The sequence below is a fragment of the Clostridium cibarium genome (assembly GCF_014836335.1).
Taxonomy (GTDB): Bacteria; Bacillota; Clostridia; order Clostridiales; family Clostridiaceae; genus Clostridium; species Clostridium cibarium.
In genome coordinates, this window is the sequence record NZ_JACSRA010000028.1 from 1 (window position 1) to 21,730 (window position 21,730).

Annotated in this window: 20 protein-coding genes and 1 other annotated feature; of the genes, 16 read left to right on the forward strand and 4 right to left on the reverse strand. The window is 28.6% G+C overall.

What is annotated here, in order from left to right; all coding sequences use genetic code 11:
• The first annotated feature begins 180 nt into the window (after positions 1–180).
• Positions 181–1,020: a flagellin N-terminal helical domain-containing protein gene (locus tag H9661_RS15420; RefSeq protein WP_143316236.1), complete on the forward strand. Its 840-nt coding sequence runs from the start codon at positions 181–183 to the stop codon at positions 1,018–1,020.
• A 99-nt stretch (positions 1,021–1,119) separates the two neighbouring features.
• The gene (locus H9661_RS15425; RefSeq protein WP_143316237.1) at positions 1,120–1,950 is read left to right on the forward strand and encodes a deoxyribonuclease IV; all 831 of its coding nucleotides are present in this window, start codon (positions 1,120–1,122) and stop codon (positions 1,948–1,950) included.
• Between the two features lie 230 nt (positions 1,951–2,180).
• Here H9661_RS15425 and H9661_RS15430 read toward each other — a convergent pair whose 3' ends face one another.
• Positions 2,181–2,612 (reverse strand): CBS domain-containing protein, encoded by a 432-nt coding sequence (locus H9661_RS15430; protein ID WP_143316238.1) that lies wholly within the window; start codon positions 2,610–2,612, stop codon positions 2,181–2,183.
• Between the two features lie 350 nt (positions 2,613–2,962).
• On the opposite strand from H9661_RS15430, the gene H9661_RS15435 reads away from it, so the two are divergent.
• The 3 genes from H9661_RS15435 to H9661_RS15445 are packed head-to-tail and all read left to right on the forward strand — an operon-like array spanning position 2,963 to position 5,969.
• Positions 2,963–3,262: an ATP-dependent Clp protease adaptor ClpS gene (locus H9661_RS15435; protein WP_143316239.1), complete on the forward strand. Its 300-nt coding sequence runs from the start codon at positions 2,963–2,965 to the stop codon at positions 3,260–3,262.
• A gap of 11 nt (positions 3,263–3,273) precedes the next feature.
• On the forward strand, positions 3,274–5,478 hold the full coding sequence (gene clpA / locus H9661_RS15440) for an ATP-dependent Clp protease ATP-binding subunit ClpA (RefSeq protein WP_191769636.1): 2,205 nt from the start codon (positions 3,274–3,276) through the stop codon (positions 5,476–5,478).
• Positions 5,479–5,513: 35 nt separating this feature from the next.
• Positions 5,514–5,969 (forward strand): YdeI/OmpD-associated family protein, encoded by a 456-nt coding sequence (locus H9661_RS15445; RefSeq protein WP_143316241.1) that lies wholly within the window; start codon positions 5,514–5,516, stop codon positions 5,967–5,969.
• Between the two features lie 62 nt (positions 5,970–6,031).
• On the opposite strand, the gene H9661_RS20100 is transcribed toward H9661_RS15445, so the two are convergent.
• Positions 6,032–6,682 carry a lysoplasmalogenase gene (locus H9661_RS20100; protein ID WP_423738990.1) on the reverse strand — a complete coding sequence of 217 codons (651 nt, stop codon included), beginning with the start codon at positions 6,680–6,682 and terminating at the stop codon, positions 6,032–6,034.
• 267 nt (positions 6,683–6,949) lie between these two features.
• On the opposite strand from H9661_RS20100, the gene H9661_RS15455 reads away from it, so the two are divergent.
• The 3 genes from H9661_RS15455 to H9661_RS15465 all read left to right on the forward strand — a co-directional run bounded on the left by H9661_RS15455 (position 6,950) and on the right by H9661_RS15465 (position 10,666).
• Positions 6,950–7,372: an HIT family protein gene (locus H9661_RS15455; RefSeq protein WP_143316243.1), complete on the forward strand. Its 423-nt coding sequence runs from the start codon at positions 6,950–6,952 to the stop codon at positions 7,370–7,372.
• A 303-nt stretch (positions 7,373–7,675) separates the two neighbouring features.
• Entirely contained in the window at positions 7,676–9,976 is a 2,301-nt protein-coding gene (locus H9661_RS15460) for a starch-binding protein (protein ID WP_143316244.1), read from the forward strand.
• A gap of 261 nt (positions 9,977–10,237) precedes the next feature.
• Positions 10,238–10,666, forward strand: a complete 429-nt coding sequence (locus H9661_RS15465) for a MarR family winged helix-turn-helix transcriptional regulator (protein ID WP_143316245.1) — start codon at positions 10,238–10,240, stop codon at positions 10,664–10,666.
• A 152-nt stretch (positions 10,667–10,818) separates the two neighbouring features.
• Here the strand turns inward: H9661_RS15465 and H9661_RS15470 are convergent, their stop codons facing one another.
• Positions 10,819–12,885 carry a methyl-accepting chemotaxis protein gene (locus tag H9661_RS15470; protein ID WP_143316246.1) on the reverse strand — a complete coding sequence of 689 codons (2,067 nt, stop codon included), beginning with the start codon at positions 12,883–12,885 and terminating at the stop codon, positions 10,819–10,821.
• 213 nt (positions 12,886–13,098) lie between these two features.
• Between H9661_RS15470 and H9661_RS15475 the strand changes: the two genes are divergently transcribed.
• The 4 genes from H9661_RS15475 to H9661_RS15490 all read left to right on the forward strand — a co-directional run bounded on the left by H9661_RS15475 (position 13,099) and on the right by H9661_RS15490 (position 17,138).
• Positions 13,099–13,968, forward strand: a complete 870-nt coding sequence (locus tag H9661_RS15475; RefSeq protein ID WP_143316247.1) for a tRNA 2-thiocytidine biosynthesis TtcA family protein — start codon at positions 13,099–13,101, stop codon at positions 13,966–13,968.
• Between the two features lie 128 nt (positions 13,969–14,096).
• Complete coding sequence (locus H9661_RS15480) at positions 14,097–14,285, forward strand: DUF4250 domain-containing protein (RefSeq protein ID WP_143316248.1); 189 nt, start codon at positions 14,097–14,099, stop codon at positions 14,283–14,285.
• 316 nt (positions 14,286–14,601) lie between these two features.
• Positions 14,602–16,284: a putative bifunctional diguanylate cyclase/phosphodiesterase gene (locus H9661_RS15485; RefSeq protein ID WP_191769638.1), complete on the forward strand. Its 1,683-nt coding sequence runs from the start codon at positions 14,602–14,604 to the stop codon at positions 16,282–16,284.
• A 52-nt stretch (positions 16,285–16,336) separates the two neighbouring features.
• Positions 16,337–16,568: a binding site (T-box leader), on the forward strand.
• A gap of 54 nt (positions 16,569–16,622) precedes the next feature.
• Positions 16,623–17,138, forward strand: coding sequence for a tryptophan transporter (locus H9661_RS15490; RefSeq protein ID WP_143316250.1), 516 nt, complete (start codon positions 16,623–16,625; stop codon positions 17,136–17,138).
• Positions 17,139–17,177: 39 nt separating this feature from the next.
• Here the strand turns inward: H9661_RS15490 and H9661_RS15495 are convergent, their stop codons facing one another.
• Positions 17,178–17,888 carry a polysaccharide deacetylase family protein gene (locus H9661_RS15495; protein WP_143316251.1) on the reverse strand — a complete coding sequence of 237 codons (711 nt, stop codon included), beginning with the start codon at positions 17,886–17,888 and terminating at the stop codon, positions 17,178–17,180.
• Positions 17,889–18,126: 238 nt separating this feature from the next.
• On the opposite strand from H9661_RS15495, the gene H9661_RS15500 reads away from it, so the two are divergent.
• The 4 genes from H9661_RS15500 (at position 18,127) to H9661_RS15515 (ending at position 21,632) form a co-directional block, all read left to right on the forward strand.
• Positions 18,127–18,402, forward strand: coding sequence for a hypothetical protein (locus H9661_RS15500; RefSeq protein WP_191769640.1), 276 nt, complete (start codon positions 18,127–18,129; stop codon positions 18,400–18,402).
• 41 nt (positions 18,403–18,443) lie between these two features.
• Positions 18,444–20,246, forward strand: a complete 1,803-nt coding sequence (locus tag H9661_RS15505) for a sensor domain-containing protein (protein ID WP_191769642.1) — start codon at positions 18,444–18,446, stop codon at positions 20,244–20,246.
• A gap of 64 nt (positions 20,247–20,310) precedes the next feature.
• Entirely contained in the window at positions 20,311–21,060 is a 750-nt protein-coding gene (locus H9661_RS20045) for a SpaA isopeptide-forming pilin-related protein (protein ID WP_191769645.1), read from the forward strand.
• 119 nt (positions 21,061–21,179) lie between these two features.
• The gene (locus H9661_RS15515; RefSeq protein ID WP_143316254.1) at positions 21,180–21,632 is read left to right on the forward strand and encodes a dUTP diphosphatase; all 453 of its coding nucleotides are present in this window, start codon (positions 21,180–21,182) and stop codon (positions 21,630–21,632) included.
• The last annotated feature ends 98 nt before the right edge of the window (positions 21,633–21,730 follow it).

The following is a 21,730-nucleotide window of genomic DNA, read 5'->3' on the forward strand; positions in this document are numbered from 1 at the left end:
CCGCCGTATACCGAACGGTACGTACGGTGGTGTGAGAGGTCGGTAGATAAAATAATTATCTACCTCCTACTCGATTGACCTAAATACGGAAAAATAAATTATTAGATTTTTATTTAAAGAAAAAAAATAAATTGACGATAATAAAATAGTTAGTAAAAATAAAACAAAGAAGGGAATAATATGAATAGTAACTGGAGTGTGTTTGGGTTAGGGTTATGGAGACAAATGGGGATTCACCAATCAAATTTGAATAGATCTATGGAAAGACTTTCTTCTGGATTGAGAATAAATAGTGCGGCAGATGATCCAGCAGGGTTAGCTATATCTGAGAGGATGAGAGCACAAATAAGAGGATTAAATGCAGCAGAGAGAAATGTGCAAGATGGCATTTCGATGGTACAGACAGCAGATGGTGCGCTTTCAACTGTTCAGAATATTTTACAGAGGTTAAATGAATTAGCAACTCAAAGTTCAAATGGAACTTACAATGATAAGGATAGAAAAGCTTTAGCTGAAGAATTTAATCAACTTTTAAGTGAAATTAATACAATAGGAGATCAAACTGAATTTAATACAAATCCTTTATTTAAAGAGAAAAATGGTAGTGGAAGTAATAAATTTGTTCTTCAAATTGGAGCTAATGCAGGACAAACTTTGGAAATAGATTTGGGAATAATGAACACAACAGTTATCGGATTAAAGGATGTAAGTATTGCAACACAAGAGGATGCTATGAAAGCAATTAAACCAATTCAAAATGCAATAGATCAAATATCAATGAAAAGAGCAAAGCTTGGTGCCGTGCAAAATAGATTAGAATATATAGCAGATAATTTAGAAAACTATGCTGAAAATTTAACAGAAGCAGAATCTAGAATAAGAGATGCTGATATGGCAAAGGAAATGCTAGATTATTCAAGAAGCAATGTGTTAATGCAAGTAACTCAAAGTCTTTTTGCACAAGTTAATAAACAACGTCAAAGCATGATAGATATGTTGAAATCAATGTTAAATAGTTGAATTAACAAATAATTATTTTTAGTAAATAAAAAATATCTATTGAAGTATTTTATTCTTAATAGTATTATTTATGTAAGATAAAATATGGAGGATAATTAAATGTTAAATATAGGATGTCATTTATCAACTACCAAAGGATTTGAAAACATGGGAAAAGAAGCTCTTGAAATTGGTGCTAATACATTTCAATTTTTTACTCGTAATCCAAGAGGTGGTAAGGCCAAAGAAATAGATGAAAGTGATGTTAATGCATTATTAAAGCTATTAAAAGAAAATTGCTTCGCTACCCTTTTAGCCCATGCTCCTTATACATTAAATGCATGTTCAGCAGATGAGAGAACAAGGGAATTTGCTAGAGAGATGATGGCAGATGATTTAGAGAGAATGGAATATTTACCTAATAATCTCTATAACTTTCATCCTGGAAGTCATGTTAAACAAGGAGTGGAAGTTGGAATAAGTTATATAGTGGATTTATTAAATTCTGTTATTAAGCCTGAACAAACCACAAAAGTATTGTTAGAAACTATGGCTGGAAAAGGAACAGAGGTTGGTAGAACATTTGAAGAGATAGGTGAGATAATTAATAGAGTTGAGTTAAAAGATCATTTAGGAGTATGTTTAGATACATGTCATGTATACGATGCTGGATATGATATTGTTAATAATTTAGATGGTGTATTAGATGAGTTTGATAGGATAATAGGATTAGATAGACTATGTGCAATTCATTTAAATGATAGTAAGAATCCTTTTGAAAGTCATAAAGATAGGCATGAAAAAATTGGAGAAGGATCAATTGGAATTGAAGCAATTACAAGAATAATTAATCATCCAAAGTTAAGAAATCTACCATTTTTCCTTGAAACACCTAATGAACTTGAAGGGTATGCAAAAGAGATAGAGTTATTAAGAAATGCTTATAAATAATACCTTTTAAATTTAGTGAATTATAATTTCTATATTGTAGATAATAGTAATGTAGAGATTTTTATTAGGAGGAATATTTTATGAGCGAAAAAAAAGATCCTTCTTGCAAAAGCCAACAGGAGAAGGAGAGAAAATCAAATAACGGTAAAACAAAGCACAATAAGAAAGTATATAAAAAAGATTAATATAGTCTTTAAGAGTCAGTTAATATGAACTGACTCTTTTGTGTTTTAAAAATGATTGTTTGTGCCTGGTTCTGAAATACTACTAAGAGCATCTTCTGCATTGTGTTGAAGTGCTGGTTCAACTGAAATATCACCAAGGGATATCATTCCAACAAGGCTATTGTTTTCAACAATAGGCAATCTTCTTATTTGCTCTCTGCTCATTATTTTGGCTACATCTTGAACATCCATATTAGGATTTCCTGTAATAAGATGTGAAGTCATAACATCAGAGATTTGTTGTTCAGTTGGATTTTTACCAGATGCAACAGAGTTTAATGTAATATCTCTATCTGTAATTATGCCAACTAATCTTTTTTCATTGCATACAGGTATTGAACCTACATCAAATTGTTTCATCATTTGAGCTGCTCTTTCAATAGAGTCTTTTGAATCTAAGCTTACTACATCTTTTGACATTATATCTTTTACTAACATAAATCCACCTCCTCAAGTATATTACCCAATAATAAATTTTTTATTATGGATTTTAAATCCTTAAGAAAGTATGTCATTAAATTATATGTTATTAAATATATTTGAAGTGAAGGAAACTAGTAAAGTTATAATATTCTTGAAGACAGATAACCTGTAAAGGCCCAAGTTATCAGCATATTCTTAAGAATATTACCATATAAGAATATTACCATAAAGGAGTGTTATCATATGGTATAGTAAGCTATACTTGTTAATTAAAAATATAAATAAGAAAAGCAGTGAGTTATGTCTTGCTGTTTTTTTGTTATAATATAAATAATAATAGATAAATATTTTTAGGGAGGGCATAAATGGCAACTGGTACATCAATAAAAGAAAAGAATAAAGTTAAAGTTAGGGAACCTAAAAAATACAAAGTAGTAATGTATAATGACGATTTTACACCTATGGAGTTCGTAGTTTATATATTGATTAATATATTTAAAAAAAGCGAAGAAGAGGCAGTGCAAATTATGATGAGTGTACATAAAGGTGGAAAAGCAGTGGTAGGAATATACTCTTATGATATAGCTAAAACAAAAGCTGATATAGCTATATCACTATCAAGGCAGGAAGGTTATCCTTTTAGAATAAAGGTAGAAGAAGTGTAGGAGGACTAGTAATGAAATATTCTAGAATAGTAAATGAGATACTTGGTAAGATGATAAGTTTTGCTAAGGCAAAAAAACATGAGTATATTACTCCAGAGCATCTTTTATATATAATTACATTTAATAATACATTTATTGAATGCTTTAAAAGTTGCGGTGGAGATGTTGAAAAACTTAGAGTAGATTTGGAAACTTATTTAGGGGAGAACATAGATAAGATAGATGTAGAAGAACCTATAGTTAGTCATGGATTAAATGAAGTATTATCATATGGAAGTTTACAAGCAACTTCATCAGGGAAAGATGAAATTGAACTTATCCATATATTATCAGGTGTAATGAATTTAAGGGATAGTCATGCAGTTTATTACATATCTTCACAAGGAATAGAGAGGACTAATTTGCTTTATGAAATGTGTGAAATAGATTTTAAGCAGGAAGAAGAATCTAAAAAAGTAGAAGTAGATAAAAAAGAAAATGTGGATTCAAGCTGGAGACAGTATGTTACCTGCTTAAATGATATAGTTGAAGAAAATACCCCTCTTATAGGGAGAGAAGCAGAACTTAAAAGAACTATGCAAATACTTTGTAGAAAATATAAAAATAATCCTATTCATATAGGAGAAGCAGGGGTTGGAAAAACTGCAATAACAAATGGTTTAGTAAAGCTTATAAATGAAGGCAAAGTTCCGGAAAAGTTAAAAAATGCAAAGGTATTTTCTATAGATTTAGGAGGAATGCTTGCAGGAACTCAATATAGAGGAGATTTCGAAAAAAGATTTAAGATGATTATGGATGGGGTAGCTAAAGAAAAAAATCCAATTATCTATATAGATGAAGTTCATAATATTGTGGGAGCAGGATCAATTGGTGGTGGATCTTTTGATGTATCTAATATGTTAAAACCTTATTTAGCAGCAGGAAAAATTAGATTTATTGGAGCTACTACCTACGAGGAGTATAATAAACACTTTGCAAATAGTAAAAGTTTAACTAGAAGATTTCAAAATATTGATGTTAAAGAACCTTCAATAGAAGAAACGATTGAAATTTTAAATGGATTAATACATTACTATGAGGATTACCATAACGTTAAATACAGTAAAGGTACAATTGAACACGCAGTAAAGCTTAGTGATAAGTATATTAATGAGAGATATTTACCAGATAAGGCTATAGACTTAATAGATGAGGCAGGAGCATATAGGGTTCTTAATCCAATAGAAAAAAAGGTTCAAACAGTAGATAAAAAACTCATTGAAGAGGTCTTATCAAAGATATGTAATGTTCCAAAACAAACTGTTGAAGGTGATGAAATTAAAAAGTTATCTAATGTGGAAAAGAAGCTTAAATCACAAGTATTTGGACAAAATGAAGCTATCGATAAGGTTGTAAATGCAGTTAAATTATCTAGAGCAGGATTAAATGAGGATAATAAACCAGTAGCAAGTATGCTTTTTGTTGGACCTACTGGAGTTGGAAAAACTGAAATTGCTAAAGAGCTTGCCAAAACCTTGGATATAGAATTAATAAGATTTGATATGAGTGAATATGTAGAAAAGCACACAGTAGCAAAGTTAATTGGGGCACCAGCAGGGTATGTTGGTTATGAAGAAGGTGGATTACTAACAGATGCAGTTAGAAAAAATCCTCACTGTGTGTTACTTTTAGATGAGATTGAAAAAGCTCATGGAGATATCTTTAATATTTTACTTCAAGTTATGGATTATGCTACTCTTACAGATAATAAGGGGAGAAAAACTGATTTTAGAAATGTTATTTTAATTATGACATCGAATGCTGGAGCAAGTAACATTAATAAAAGCCTTATTGGTTTCGGAGAGAGGCATATAAATTCAGATATAATAAATGATGCAGTTAAAAGAACATTTACACCAGAGTTTAGAAATAGGTTAACTAAAGTTGTTATTTTTAATACCATTGACAAAGATATGGCAGCTAAGATTGTAAGAAAACAATTCAAACTATTAAGTGAGAAGTTAGAGGGTAAAGGAATTGAATTGTCTATATCAAAAACTTGTATATCTTACATTGAAGAAAAAGGAATTAGTGAAGAATATGGTGCTAGAGAAATTAGTAGAATAATAGATGCTGAGATAAAGCCATTGTTAGTTGAAGAAATATTATTTGGAAAACTAAAAAAAGGGGGGAAATGCAAAGTAAATTATACTGACAGAATAGTTATTGAAATTTAATTAAAATACAACTAAAGATGAAAGGAAAAAGACATATGGAGAGGTTCGAAGCAGAAATTAAAGAAGTAATTGGTAGAGGCGGGGCTTATGTAGAAATTCCATTTAATGTAGAGGAAGTGTATGGGGCAAAGAGGGTAAAGGTTAAAGCAACTTTTGATGATACACCTTATAGAGGGTCAATTGTTAAAATGGGAACAGAATGTCACATAATAGGCATTACAAAGGAAATAAGAAATAAAATCAATAAAGATATTGGTGATAGAATTTTAGTTACTGTTGAAAAAGATGAAGAAGAAAGAGTAGTTGAAATACCAGAAGAATTTAAAGAAAAAATTGATAGTGAAAAGGAAGCTTTGGAATTCTGGAATGAACTATCATTTTCTAATAAAAAGAAGTATGTTAATTGGGTATATTCGGCAAAAAGAGAAGAGACACGTAATAAGCGTATAGAAATTGCTATTGAAAAATTAATTAATAAAGAAAAATTATAAGTTTATGAAATTTTATAAAACGAAAAGCAAAAGATGGCTAAGGTAGTTCTATCTTTTGCTTTTTATTTTGATTTAAAATCACCTATGAAACTAAGTGATAATAATCCTTGACCAATATAATATACAAAAAGATTAATAGCACTAAATATATGTGGACATTCTGTATAATATATAACAAATAATAAAATAAAATCAGAAATAAAAAACAGAGTGGTGCCAGATATAGTAAGGTATGTTCCAAGTTTATTTCCTTTTCTCAGCTTTAATAAGGAAAAAGATTTTGTAAGCATAAAAAGAATTATTGAAGTATAAATTAAAACAAGGGGTAACATGCCTTGAAAATGAAAACCACTTTTGCTAGTAATAAATGATACAGCTAAAGTAATTAAAATAAAATACATTATTAAATCTTTTAATGATATAGATGTTAGATAAATAAATCCTAAAATAAAGAATATATGACCTATGGCAAAGCTGCCTACGCCTGAAATAAATACTGTTTCACCGGGAAAAGATAAAAATATGTCCCCAAACAAACAAAAAATTAATCCTATAAACATCAAAGAAAAATATTTTTTGTTTGTGGGGCATTTTCTAAAACTAAAGAAAGAACAGCAAACAAAGCAAATGCTACAGAGAGTTTTAAAAATTTCCTCATAATATCCAGTTGGAGTAATGTTATAATGCATTAAAGGAAAAAGTAATATCAACATCAATAAGAAAAAAATAAAATTTAACACTGTTAAAGTTCTCCTTTTAAGTAATTGCACTTCTAAATTATACAATAAATTTAATATATTAACAATTTAATTCTTTCAGGAATTGTACTTGAAATATATTAAATGTACTGAGGATTGCAACAGAATCTGTATTATTTTTACATTGTTAAAAAATACACATTGTGGAATTAAATTGTACAAAGTAGTATAATCAAATTGCTATATTTTAAGTATAAATTTATATAACTAGGAGGAGATAAAATGAGTTTTGATAAAGAGTGTTTTTATTGTGTAAAAGATCAAAGACTTACAGATATTATGATTGAAATTTGTGAATTAGAAGCATCAATTCTATATTTATTTAAGGAGCAAACATATAGAGGAAGATGTTTAATAGCCTTTAAGGGACATAAAAGTGAAATGTTTGAACTAACAGAGGAAGAAAGAAATAGTTTTGCTAAAGATATAGCTACTGTTGGACAGGCATTACATAACGCATTTTTGCCTAAAAAAGTCAATTATGGAGCTTTTGCTGATAATATGAAGCATCTACATTTTCATATTGTACCTAAATATGAAGGTGGACCTGATTATGGAGGAACATTTACTATGAATCCTCAAAAAACATATCTAAGTGATGAAGAGTATAAAGAATTAATTTATAAAATTAAAAATAATTTATAGCTAACTTCATAGCATGATAAAAACTTATTTTTTGTAAGAAATTACAAAAAGTAAATTTTTATCAAAAATATATTGAATAGAACAAAGAAATTATGTAAAGTAAAGATAAGGTAGAGCGATTTAATAAATGCATTAGCTGTTAAATATAAATGTTGAACTTATTTTTATAATTAATAAGCATAAGTCATGGAACCCAAAATGCAAACGATTGCACTAAACTTATTTAGGAAGGGGGTTGAAGAAAAAATCTAAGTTAATGCTAGAGTTGCTGCCTTAATAATTTATATATAAGGAGATGGGAATATGATAAGATTAAGAAAAAGACTAACTAGTTTAATATTGACTATTGCTGTTGCTAGTGGGCTATCTTTTGGAAACGTTGCCAAGGAGGCAAGTGCTGCTGTTAATTCTGAAAATATAGAGGCTAAAGCAACTAGTGATGTTAATAATTATGGACTTGCAAATAGAACACAAGACGGTACTATACTTCATGCTTTCAGTTGGAGTTTTAATACAATAAGAGAAAGAATGAAAGAAATAGCCGATTGCGGGTACTCAAGCATTCAAGTTTCACCTATACAAACATGTTATCAAGGGCCAAAACAGCATACATGGGAGTGGGAAAATACTTACCAGCCTACTTATAATAAAATTGGTAATTATATAGTTGGATCAAAAGAAGAATTTAAAGCTATGACAGCTGAAGCACACAAGTATGGTATAAAGATAATAGTTGATATTGTGGCAAATCATGTATCTGGACACAGGGAAAGTGTGGATCCTTCAATAATGAATAATTATAATTTATTTCATCATAATGGAATAATTGGAGATGGTGAATGGCAAAATAGATGGGCTCTTACTCAGAAAGAAGTACTAGGACTTGCTGATTACAATACTCAAAGTAAAGATGTTCAAAATATGATTATAAGTTATTTGGATGATTGTATGGATTCAGGGGCTGATGGATTTAGATTTGATACAGCTAAGCATATAGAACTTCCTAATGATGGTAACTTTGGTGGAGATTTTTGGCCTACAATACTTAATGCTATAAGATCAAAAAATTCTAGTGCCTTTGTTTATGGAGAAATATTACAAGATACTGGAGATAATTATTTAGGTTATGCTGCACTAATGGGGACTAACGGAGATACTTACAGCAGAGTTGTTAGAGGTGCTGTTTGTAATCATAATTTATTTACAGATTTAGTAAATTATCAAGTGCCAGATGGAGTACAAGCAGATAAGATAGTTACTTATGTAGAAACTCATGACACTTATGCTAATTCTGATAATAATAAGAGAGATCAAGGTGGCACAAGACCAGTTAACAATTGGCAAATAAGAAAAGGTTATTCAATAATTGCTGCAAGAGCTAAAGGAGTTCCTTTATTTTTTGCTAGACCAAAGTTTGACGGATATAATAGTGAAGGAAAATTAGAAGGACCAATTGGAGTTTCAACTGATGATTGGAAGGATCCAGAAGTTGTAGCAGTAAATAAATTCCGTAACGCTATGATTGGTAAGAGTGAGTATGTAAGACAAATAAATAATAATACAATAGGAATTGAACGTGGAAGCGATGGTATTGTAATAGTTAATTTGGATGGTGGATATAATGGTAGACTTCAAACTAACTTAAAAGATGGACAGTATAAGGATCAAGTATCAGGAAGAACAGCTACAGTTTCAAATGGATATATTAATTTACAGATAGATTCTGGAAAAACAGCAGTTTTCTATAATCCATCTGATATAAAAGTGGCTTCAGTTTCTGCTTCTCCAGAAAGTACAAGTTTTAGCACAAATACATTAGATGTAATGCTAAATGCAAAATACACATCAGAATCATATTATTCAATTGATGGTAAAGAAAGAGTAAGTTATTCTGATGGTAAAATAATAAAAATTGGTGCCGAAAAGCAGTATGGCGAAAATGTAACTATAACATTATACGGTAAAGATTTAAATGGGAAAGAAATAAGTTCTAAAACTTATACTTTTACAAAGACTAAGGAGCCTATAAGCAAACATACTGCATATATAAAATTACCAGCGGGATGGGGAGAACCATATGCATATGTTTATGAAGAGAATAATGGAACAGTAAAAAATAATGCTTCATGGCCAGGTGTTAAAATGACTAGGGTTAAAGATGATATATATAGCTATGTAGTAGATAGTAGTTTCACGAATCCATTAGTAATATTTACAGATAAGAATCAACAATGTCCATACCAAGGAGCTTCTGGTTTAAAACTATCAGGATCGATGATATATGAAAATGGTAATTGGCATAGTTATATACCTGATGTTAATACAGATAATGTGGCATATATAGAATTGCCATCAGGATGGGGAGAACCATATGTATATGTTTATGAAGAAAACAATGGAACAGTAAAAGAGAATGCTTCATGGCCAGGGATAAAGATGACAAAAGTTGAAGGTAATTTGTATAGCTATAAGGTAGACAGTAGTTTTACAAATCCATTAGTAATATTTACAGACAAGAGGAATCAATATCCAGCTAGTAATAGCAGAGGGCTAATGCTTAAAGGAAGTATGATATATCGAAATGGAACTTGGACTAATATGTAATTGTAAAAATTAGTACAGGCTATATGATAAGGAGCTATTTGGATGAAAAGTAATCAGCTTATATTCCAGATAGCTTTTTATATGTTTATAGTAAATAGTAAATAATTGATGAGATTATTAATTTACATTTTTATTTGGTATAGGTTATAATTTCTATGTAAACAGTTAATTTGGATAAGTAGAATGGGAGATTTTAAACTACTGCAAATGATAATTATACTGTTACCCTATATAGTGTTATAAACAAATGGTGGGAGAAAAATGAATATAGGATATGAATTAAATTTATGTTCCAAACTAGTTAAGAAAAGGTTAAATAAAGAACTAGAACCTTATGAGCTTACATCAGTGCAGTTCTGTGTGTTGAAATATATGGATATACATAGTGAAGATAATAATTTTAGCACTGCAGTAAATATAGCAGAGATGTTAGATATGGATAAGCCAACTGTATCGGCGGTGGTAAATAGACTTATTGAAAAGGGATATATAAGGAAATCACCACATCCAACAGATGGCAGAGCATGGGTATTATCCTTAACTAACAGATATAGAAACAATTCAGATATATTCGAATGTATAAGTGAAAAAATTATGAGGTCTGCTACCGTTGGGATGGATGAAGACGAGATTTCATTTATGCAAAGTACTATGTCTAAAATAATTTCTAATTTAAAAAATGAAGTTTAGATAGCAGAATTTTGAAAGTATAAAAAGGATTTAGAAACATAATTTAAATAAGTTCTTAGGGAAATCATTAATAAATGATTATAAAGAAGAAAAAGGAAATAATAAAACTATATAGGGGGAAAAACTGTCTCATTTTAATGAGACAGTTTTTTTTACTTAATAATAAATTTTGAAATCATTTCTTCTAATTTGTTAACTAATACTTTTAATTCGTCAGAAGAATTTTTTACATTATGAACAGATTCTAATTGTTCATGTACTGTTGCAGATATTTCTTCAGTTGAGGCAACATATTCTTCACATATTGCAGTTATGCCGTGAATTGCTGATAATGCAGATTCCTTGCTTTCTTTAATTTCATTAATGTTAGTAAGTAAATTGTTAACTTCATTAGACATAGTGTCAAAAGAATCTTTCATTGAATTAAAGGTCATCTTAGATTCGTTCATTGTAGTATTTACTTCGAGAATTGTAGAGGTTGATTTATTCATATTATCTTGAGTTTTAATAATTTCTGAACTTATCTCATTTATTATTGATTCTATCATTTTTGTAGATTCAGCAGTTTGTTCAGAAAGTACTCGTATTTCCTCAGCAACAACTCCAAAACCTTTTCCAGCCTCACCAGCTCTAGCAGCTTCTATGGCAGCATTAAGAGCAAGTAGATTCGTTTGTTCAGATATATTATTTATTGTTGAAGTAATATTGCCTATTAAAAGAGATTTGTTAGATAATTCATTTACACTTTCGTTAGTTTTCTTAGAAATATTGTTGTTTTCTTGTACTTTTCCAACTAAATTATCTATTGAGTTTATAGCACTATTATTTTGTGCTTTTGCTTTATCAAAGTTATAATTAAAGCTTTTTGCTATTTCTAGAATGTTTTCAATTTTGTCAGATAATTCTTCAAGTTTTTGAGATCCAAGTTGTGCATCATTAGCTTGAGCTTCAGCACCATTTGCTAATTCTAAAATAGCTTTATCAATTGAATTTACTGATCCTTGTAAGTCATCGGTTATTAGACTTAGTTTATTTGATTGATTGTAGGTTTCGCTAGAGCAACCTCTAATATTACTAATTGTTTCTCTAATAACTTCTCTTAAATTAATAACAGATTTTCCTATTATTCCTGTTTCATCTTTGAATTTGTGTATTTTAAGATATTTAGTATCTTCTCGTAAATCTAAATCAGATGTAGTATTGACAAGTTTTGTAATAAATTTAATAGGATTGCTTATCATATTTCCTATAAAATAAGCCACTATAGAAATTATTATACAAACAATTATAGTTATAATAAGAGATATAAGAATATTTTTGTTTACATCCTTGAAAATATCACTTTCGTCAGCACTTACAATCATTACATTGCCATTAGCTAATTTAGTATAAGCTAGTACAGAATTAGTGCCATTACTTGTATAGTATTGAATTCCATCATCTTTAGAATCTATATCAATAGAATCTCCTAAAGCACTTTTTATATTATCTTCCTGAGAATATTTTTTATCCACCAAGTATTGTCCATTTTTATTTAATAATGATGCGTGTCCTTTATCATATATACTTATGTTGTTTATCATATCCTTATAATTATCAAAGAATAAATCAACAGCAACCACACCAATTAGTTGATTATTTATGTATATTGGTTCAGTATAAGACATTCTCATACTAGCAGAACTACTATCTGTATGAGGGTCACTCCATATTGCAGATTTGTTGTTAATAGGAGTATAATACCAACTCATGTCAGGATTACTTTGATAAAATTGATCTTTTGTAAATTTGTTTAGTCTATTTACGTCTTTATCACCAATTTTTCTTTCATAGATAAGTTGATGAGCTGTATTTGTAATCTCAGGATTTACTATTATGGCTATTCCTAATAAATTTGATTGACTATATGTTAATTCTTTTATAAATGGATTTAGTGATTCAATGTAAGTATTAATATATGTGTCATCGTTTACGTTGACTTTAGATAGGTCTAAGGTATTTGTTAATAACTTACTTATAATTTGAACATTATCTTTAGTTGTTATAAGACCTTCATTTACAGTTTTTGATAGGTTTTTTGTCGTTTGCGTCAGATTTGTTTCCGCTTCACTTTTTAGTGTGCTTTTATTTACTAAGGTTGTTGCGGTTGTTATTACTATTGAAGTTAGTACACAAAATGATACAATAGTTACAATAATTTTAGTTGATATTTTTTTCATCATATCCCTCCTAGATTAAGTGTTATTTACCTATCAATAATTATTTTAAGTTTTTAGATAATGTTAGTCAATAAAATAGGGATTTATTCACATATTCTTCATGTATATTATGGCAAACGTGAGAAACTATTCATAAATGATATAATTAAAATATGAATTGTTTAATTTTATATATTATGATGGTATAATATCATTTGAAAATGAGGTGTTAATATGAGTAATATAGCAGGTCAAGGGTGTGAAAGGTTAATTCCGGAAGAAGACAAAAAGCCCCTTAAAGAAATAGAAAGAAGTATTGTTAAAAGATATAGAAAGCCAATATGGTCAAAGTTTGTAAAGGCTATAAAAGAGTATAACTTGGTAGAAGAAGGCGACAAAATTGCAGTTGCTATTTCTGGTGGTAAGGATAGCATACTTATGGCAAAATTATTTCAAGAATTGCAAAGACATGGTCAAGTTAACTTTGAATTAGAATTTATTGCAATGGATCCAGGATATCATCCACAAATAAAAGAACTTTTAAAAGATAACTTAGAGTATTTAAATATTAATGCACAAATATATGATTCAGGAATATTTGGTGTAGTTGATAAAATGGCTAAAGATTATCCATGTTATTTATGTGCAAGGATGAGAAGAGGATCATTATATGCAAAGGCAAAGGAACTTGGTTGTAATAAATTAGCTTTAGGACATCATTATAATGATGTAATAGAAACTACTCTATTAAATGTACTTTATGCAGGCAATTTTAAAACTATGCTTCCAAAGCTTAAAGCTAAGAATTTTGAAAATCTAGAACTTATAAGACCATTATATTATGTGGAAGAAGAGGCCATAAAGAGATTTATAAATTATAGTGGTATTTGGCCATTAAACTGTGCATGTATGATTGCAGCTAAGAAAATAGGAAATAAGAGATATGAAATAAAAGAACTTATAAAAGAATTAAAAACAAAGTTTGATGGAGTTGACAAATCAATATTTAAGTCTGCATCTAATGTAAGTATGGATTCAATACTTGGATGGGAAAAGGATGAGGTAAAATATTCATTTTTAGATTTTTATGATGATGAAGAATAATTATATATAGAAAAGTTAATATAGCTTATACATCAAATAAAAAAGAATTATATTAAATAAAGTTAATAAATTAATAAACGATAATAATATGAAAAGTAAGTTTTTGTAATTATAAGGAGGAAAAAAATATGAATAGAGATTCGTTATTTTCGATGGATCCTGATATTTTATTGAGTATATTAAATTTAAAGCTTAGAGATAATTTTAGTTCCATAGAAGAACTTTGTGAAGATATTGGGGTAACAGAAAGTGAGATTGCACAAAAACTAGAGAGTACTGGACGTATATATAACAGAGAAACTAATCAATTTAAATAGATTGAAGGTTGTAGTCAAGACTGTATAGTTAACATTATTATAAATATTGTTAATAAATCTAGAATATTCATATATTCATAGGGTATAATATAATAAGATTTTATAATTATTATGGAGGTAGCGTGATGAATGTGAAAAAGACTGGAAAGTTGCTAGCCCTTTTAGGAGCTACTACGGCTTTAGTAGTATCTATAGTTAAGGACAAAAAGGTAAAAGGAAATGATGAAATAAAAGAAGAGGAATAATAAAGTATTTTGTTTATATAATTAGTGTCATTAGGTGTAATTGTATAAATTTATCTCAAGGGGAAATAGAGATGAATAGAATAGAAAATTATAATATTAAAAATATAATAGGATATTCAAAAGATAATTTTTTGGTAATTCATATTGAGAAGAGAACAATAGAAGTATCAGGAAACTTAGTTATGAGGATGAATAACAAATATACCCTTGAACTTACATTTGAAAAAGCCATTAGCTTAATTAGAAATGAAGATTTGAAAAAAGTTAAGGATGGTTTTTATGATGGTGTTGCTAGTAAAAAGCCAATAGAATTGGATTTTTATATTTATTCCGGAAGATGGGAACAATTATGTGTTAGTTTAAAGATTAAACCTTTCATTAACAAACAAGAGATAGTAGAATATTTTTACGGATATATACACGATATATCTTTAGAAAGAAAAGCAGAAGAATCTCTAAAGAGTTTAATGGAATTTGATCCTTTAACCAAGCTTCCGTCAACGTATTATATAAAAGATTATATAAATGAATACTTATTATATAGAAAAAAAGATAATTTCAGAGGAATCTTGTTATTAATAAATATAGATAATTTTAAGGTTATCAATGATTCATTTGGATATGATCAAGGAAATTTGTTATTAGTAGAGGTAGCAAATCAATTATTAAATATAATTGAGAAAGAAGAACTGATTTCTAGATATAGCGGAGATGAATTTATAATATTCAAACCACAGATTAATGAAATTGATGAAGCGAAAGAAGTAGTTAATAAAATTAAATCTATATTTAATAAGCCTTTTAATATTAAAGGATGCAATATGTATATAACAGCAAGTATAGGAGTGGCTGTTTTCCCTGAAAATGGAGACAGTTTTAATGATCTTCTAAAAAGTGCTGATCTTGCTATGTATAGAGTAAAGAGTAATGGAAAAGATGGATATGAATTATTTGATGCTAATATGAATCCTAAAACAATAGATAGAGTTTATTTAATTCAAAAAGAGCTAAAAAATGCATTATTGAAAGAAGAACTATATGTAGTTTTTCAACCCAAGGTTGTGTTAGATAATTCAACAGTAACTGGATTTGAAGCATTAATAAGGTGGGAAAATAATAGTTTGGGATTTATAGGACCAAGTGAGTTTGTTTCAATAGCTGAAGACACAAGATTAATAATTCCAATAGGGAGATTTGTATTAGAAGAAGTTTTTAAAAAAATTAAGACTTTATTAAATGAAGGTTTTGATGAGTTTAAGGTAGCTGTTAATTTTTCAGAAGTACAATTTAGGTATGGAACTATTATAGATGATTTTATTGAATTTAGTGAAAAATATAAAGTATCGCCACAATATATAGAAGTGGAAATAACGGAAAGCATATTAATGAAATCCTTTGATGACAATATAAATAAGCTCCAAGCAATAAGAAGTTTAGGTGCTACTGTTGCCTTGGATGATTTTGGAACAGGATATTCTTGTTTAAATTATTTGACAAAACTTCCTATAGATGTATTAAAGATTGATAGAAGTTTTGTTATTGATTTATTGGAAAACTATAAGAGTAGATGTGTAGTAGAGAATATAATTAATTTATCACATGCTTTAGGAATTGATGTAGTAGCTGAAGGTGTAGAGGAAATAGAACAAGTAGAATATTTAAAAAAAGTATTATGTGATATAGTGCAAGGTTACTACTTTAGTAAACCTAAGAGATTTGAATGCGCTAAAAAGTTATTAGGAAAAAAATTATAAATTATATTGACAAAATTTCGATATATGAATAGAATATATTATAACATAGTTAATAAATCTAATGAAAAGGGATAGTATCCAGGTGCATTGTTTTAGAGAGCTGATGATGGTGGGATTTCAGTACTTATGCTAATGGTGAATGGGCCTTTGAAGAGCGATATGAAATTTTTATGAGAGTAGTTTAGCCGGTGGTTGCACGTTATAGCAAATAGAGTATGTTAGTACTTGAAGAGAGGCATTTTATGTGCAATTTAGGTGGTACCGCGGATATCTCCGTCCTATTAATTTAGGATGGAGTTTTTTTATTTTAAAAATTAATTTATTGGGGGGAATAAAATATGAATACAAAAAAAATGATAATCAATGCTATTTTAATAGCTATAGGTGTAATATTACACATATCAGCACCATCAATTGGGTTGCCAGCTCAGCCAGACTTTGCAGTAGCCATGTTATTTATAATAATGATATTAAATAAGGATTATAAAACAACTCTTTTTGCTGGCATTATAATTGGTATTTTTACAGCTATGACGACTAAAACACCAGGAGGACAATTACCTAATATTTTAGATAAACTAATTACCTGTAATGTCATGTACTTTGTATTATTGCCACTTAGAGATAAAATAAATAAGAATATACAAGCTGCAGTTGTATTACTTTTTGGAACAATGTTAAGTGGGCTAACTTTTCTTTTATCATTAGCTACAATTTATGGAATAGAAGGATCAATATTGGTGCCTATAGTAGCTGTGGTTGTACCTACTTCACTTGTTAATTTAGTTGTTGGAGTTATAATATATAAAATTGTTGAAAGGGCTATAAAACAAACTAAATTTAAAATGAATTAAAAATTTATATATTAGAGAAAATAGTGCTAAAAAATAGCACTATTTTTTTATATAGTGAAAGAATTCTTCAGTTTCACTTGTTATTGGTTTAAATACATACCCTTTATCTTTATAGTATTTTATTATTTCAGGAAGGGCTTTGGGAGAATTTTTATTAGCATAGCCACAGTGCATTAAAAGGAAAATAACATCTTTATCACTTCTTGCATTTTTTGTAAAGCGAGTAGGAGGAGAATTAAAATTTGCACCATCAGTTGTATCTACATTCCAATCATATATTTTAAAATTATTTTGATGGAGTAGATTGACTAATTCAGGTTTTAAGGTAAATGTGCTGTTATTACAGCCAAAAGGAAATCTTAAGATATTTGTATCTTCACCTGTAACTTCTTTTATGTAAGCTTTAACTTCAAGCATTTCATTTAGAAAACTAGTATTACAAGAATATAATTTACATCTATCGTGGCTCATGCTGTGAAGTCCTAAAGAATGCCCTTCATTTTTCATCCGTATAAGTAATTGTTCTTGTCCTTTTATTTGATTCCCTATTAAGAAGAAGGTTGCAGGCACCTCTTCCCTTTTTAATATATCTAAGGTGGCTTCAGTTACTTTTCCTCCAGGACCATCGTCAAAGGTAAGATATATTATTTTGGGATTAGCTTCACTAGCATAAGTTGGAACTAATCTTTGACTCAATACCAATAGTACAGTCAAAAAAATAGATATAAATCTTCTGTTTTTTTTAAACATTATATCACCTTCATATAAAATATTTATCTTATTTAGTATATATCAAAACTTTGGTTTTATTCTCTAAAAAGCTTTATGAAAAATATAGAAAGGGATGTGTATTGTGGTAAAATATGGTAGTATTAAAATAGCAACATAATTATGGGTGAGGTTGTGATAGACTTATGGAAAGAGTATTAGATGGTTTAACATTAATTTTAGTTTTGTTTTTTTTAGAAAGAGTCAAATAGCGGCGATTATGATTATTTACTCTGTAGTTGTTTTGGTAACATTAGCAAGAATATTAAATAATAAAAGGCATGCTAGAAAAGATGAATGTAAATTTAATAGTTATGAAGTAGCATTAGATGCACTAAATGTTACTATTTGGGAGTGTTATGAAAATAAATTTTTTGTTTCAAATAAGCTTAGAGATATTTTGCATACAAATAGAGAAATAAAATGCTTTCAAGATTTTTATTTCTTTATTTGTAGGAGGATGCAGAATATATACAAAGTTTTTTTTACGATATGATTAAGGGAAAGATACAGGAAAAATTCTCTTTAGAGTTTAAGATGGTGGATCAAAAAGGTAAAATAATTAATATTGAGTGTTCGGGAAAAGGAAAGATAAGAGATAACTGTTATGTAATGACTGGAATTATAATAGATATTACGGAAAAAACAAATCAAAATGAGCTGCTTAGAATAAGTGAAAAAAATTATAGGAGAGCATTAGAAGGAAGTCAAGAAATAATGTTTTATATTTATTTGCGCAATAATTGTATAACTCTTAATGGAAAAATATCTAAATTGCTTGATTTTCAACAAAAAAATGAGTACAACTTTACAATGGAAGAATGGATTACCTATATAGTAGAAGAGGATAGAGATAAGTATAAAAGGGCTTACTTTGATTTTGTTTCAAATAAAAAAATGTATTTTAATATAGAATATAGAGTGAAGAATTTTTCAGATAAATATGTGTGGTTAAAAGTGCGTGGAAAGAGAATATTAGAAGAGGATGGTGAATATATTTATGGATCTATGAATGATGATACTGATAGGAAAGAAAAAGAACTTAAAATATATTATATGAGTAACTACGATGAAGTAACTGATATACCAAATAGAAGGTATTTTGTTCAAAGGTCAACTGAAATATTAAGAGAATCTATAAAGGACAGAAAAAAATTCGCTATAATATTTATAGATATCGACAATTTTAAATTTGTTAATGACACATATGGACATGCTATTGGCGATGAGGTATTAAAAAAGTTTTGTAAAAAATTAAAATATGTTTTGGAAGAAAATTGTCTTTTAGCAAGGTTTGGAGGAGATGAATTTGTAGTAGCTGTTCATCATATGGAAAATAACAAACAAATTATCGGAATTTTAGATAAGATATTAGAGGAATTTAATTTGCCTCTAGATATAAACGGAAAAGAAATATATAATACAGTAAGTATGGGGGTAAGCATAGCAAAGGTTAAGGAAGATAATATTCAAACTCTTTTAAAAAAAGCAGATATAGCTATATATACTTCAAAGACAGGTGGGAAAAATAGGTGTTGCTTATTTAATGAGGCACTTTCAAAAAGGTTAGATAGAGAATTATCACTAAATAGATGTATAAGAAAAGCGGTAAAGAATGAAGAAGTATATTTTCTGTTTCAACCTAAATATTGGACAAAAAACAATAAGATACAGGGATTTGAGTGCTTAGCAAGGTGGAAAAGTGAGGTACTTGGAATAGTTTTCCCTATGGAATTTATTCCTTTAGCAGAGACATCAGGATTTATAATTCACATTGGGAAATATTTGATGGAGGATGCGTTTAAAAAGTGCAATAAGCTAATAGAATTATTTTCTAATAATATAAAAATAGCTATAAACTTGTCTCAAGTTCAAATTAGAGATGAGGGGTTAGTTTATTTCATAGAATACATGATAAAAAAATATGGAATAAGTCCTAATAATATTGAATTTGAAGTAACTGAAAGTATTATAATGAAGTCTGTAGATAAAAACATACAAGTTTTAGAAAAACTAAAATCATTAGGAGTATCTATAGCTTTGGATGACTTTGGAACTGGTTATTCATCTTTAAATTACTTAAAAATATTACCTATTGATACCGTGAAGATAGACAAAAGTTTTATAAAAGATATAGGAAAAGATTTTAAGGATGAGTTCATAATAGAAAAAATTATAGAATTAGCTCATTTATTAGATTTAGAAGTGGTTGCAGAAGGGGTAGAAACTGAGCAGCAATTAAAATATTTAATAGGTATAAATTGTGATATTATTCAGGGATATTATTTTAGTAAGCCACTTGAGTTTGAAAAAGTGATAAATTTAGATAAAGAAAAATAATGAATCACATATGTTCTTTATTTCTCATATTTTAGTATAGAAGAAAACTAAGGAGGTTTTTTTGGTGAAAGATGAGAAATCTAAGAATATATATTTTACAAATATGCAGGAGAACGATCCTTTAATGGAAAAGTTTATGAATGAATATATAGATAAGATGGGGGAAAAAGGCAAGATTCCTACAGCTGACGACTTAATAGTAAACTTCGATATAACTTATGCAGATGGAACAAATAAAAATTATACTTGTGGATCGGAAAGTTGTGTATTTGGAGATGTAGATGATTGTGATGAAAAAAAAGAATATGAAGATCATAATATGGAGGAAGAAGGGATAAGATATAACTCAGAGAAGAGTGAGAATTATAATAAAGACTTTCCGCATCAATCTTTGTTAGAATTTGAAGAAGATAAATGGGATAACTGTAGAGATGAGTGGAGAGAGTATATAAAAAAATGTAAATGTTACTATGATAAAGAGGATAAGAGAGAAATTATAGAAAAGATGGGTAAAGTAACAGTCTATTCTATTCTTAAGGGCGAAGAAAACACCAAGCTAAAAGGTGTAAAAGTTAATCTTTATAGAATAAATGGATTATCACCTGTTTTGGTGGAATCACAAGAAACCGATTCAGAAGGAAGAGTGGTATTTTCTAATATAGAAGATGGAAGTTATAGAATTATTGAATTCATAGATAGAACTTATTTTGAAAAGCCATCATATGTTAAATGGAATGAAGTTACCATAGATAAATGTAATAAGGAAAGTACTATTTATGCTATGAATTCAATAAGGCAGTGTCCCAAATATTAAGTCTAACAATAAAAAAGGTTTATTTATAATAGGCCTTTTTTTATTGTTATAAAATTAAATATTATATAAGAAATGATTTTTTGTTATAATAATAGAAAAACAATTAATAGGAGTAACATATGAAAATTAGAATTAAGTATTTTGAAAATGCAACTAAATTAAAAAAGATAGAAAAAGGAAATTGGATTGATGTATATGCAAATAAAGAGGTATTTGTTAAATTAGGAGAAAGAGCAATGGTTCCATTGGGATTTGCATTAGAATTACCTAAGGGATGGGAAGCTCATTTAGCTCCAAGAAGCTCAACATTTAAAACATGGGGAGTAATTCAAACTAATTCAGTAGGTGTAGTTGATGATACATATATAGGAGATAATGATCAGTGGCATATGCCAGTATATTGCTTGCAAGGAAAAGATTTAAATAATAATGTAGAAGGAACATGGATAAAGAAAGGGGATAAGATAGGGCAATTTAGAATAATGGAAGTAATGCCAGAAATAGAATTTGAGGAAGTAGAATCTTTTGGAAATGATAGTCGTGGTGGATTTGGCACAACAGGAGCAAAATAAAAATCGCGAGATTGTGAAAAAATTTATATAAAAAACACACCCATTAATTAGGGTGTGTTTTTTTATATACCTAAGGTTTGTTAAAGATGTCTTCATAC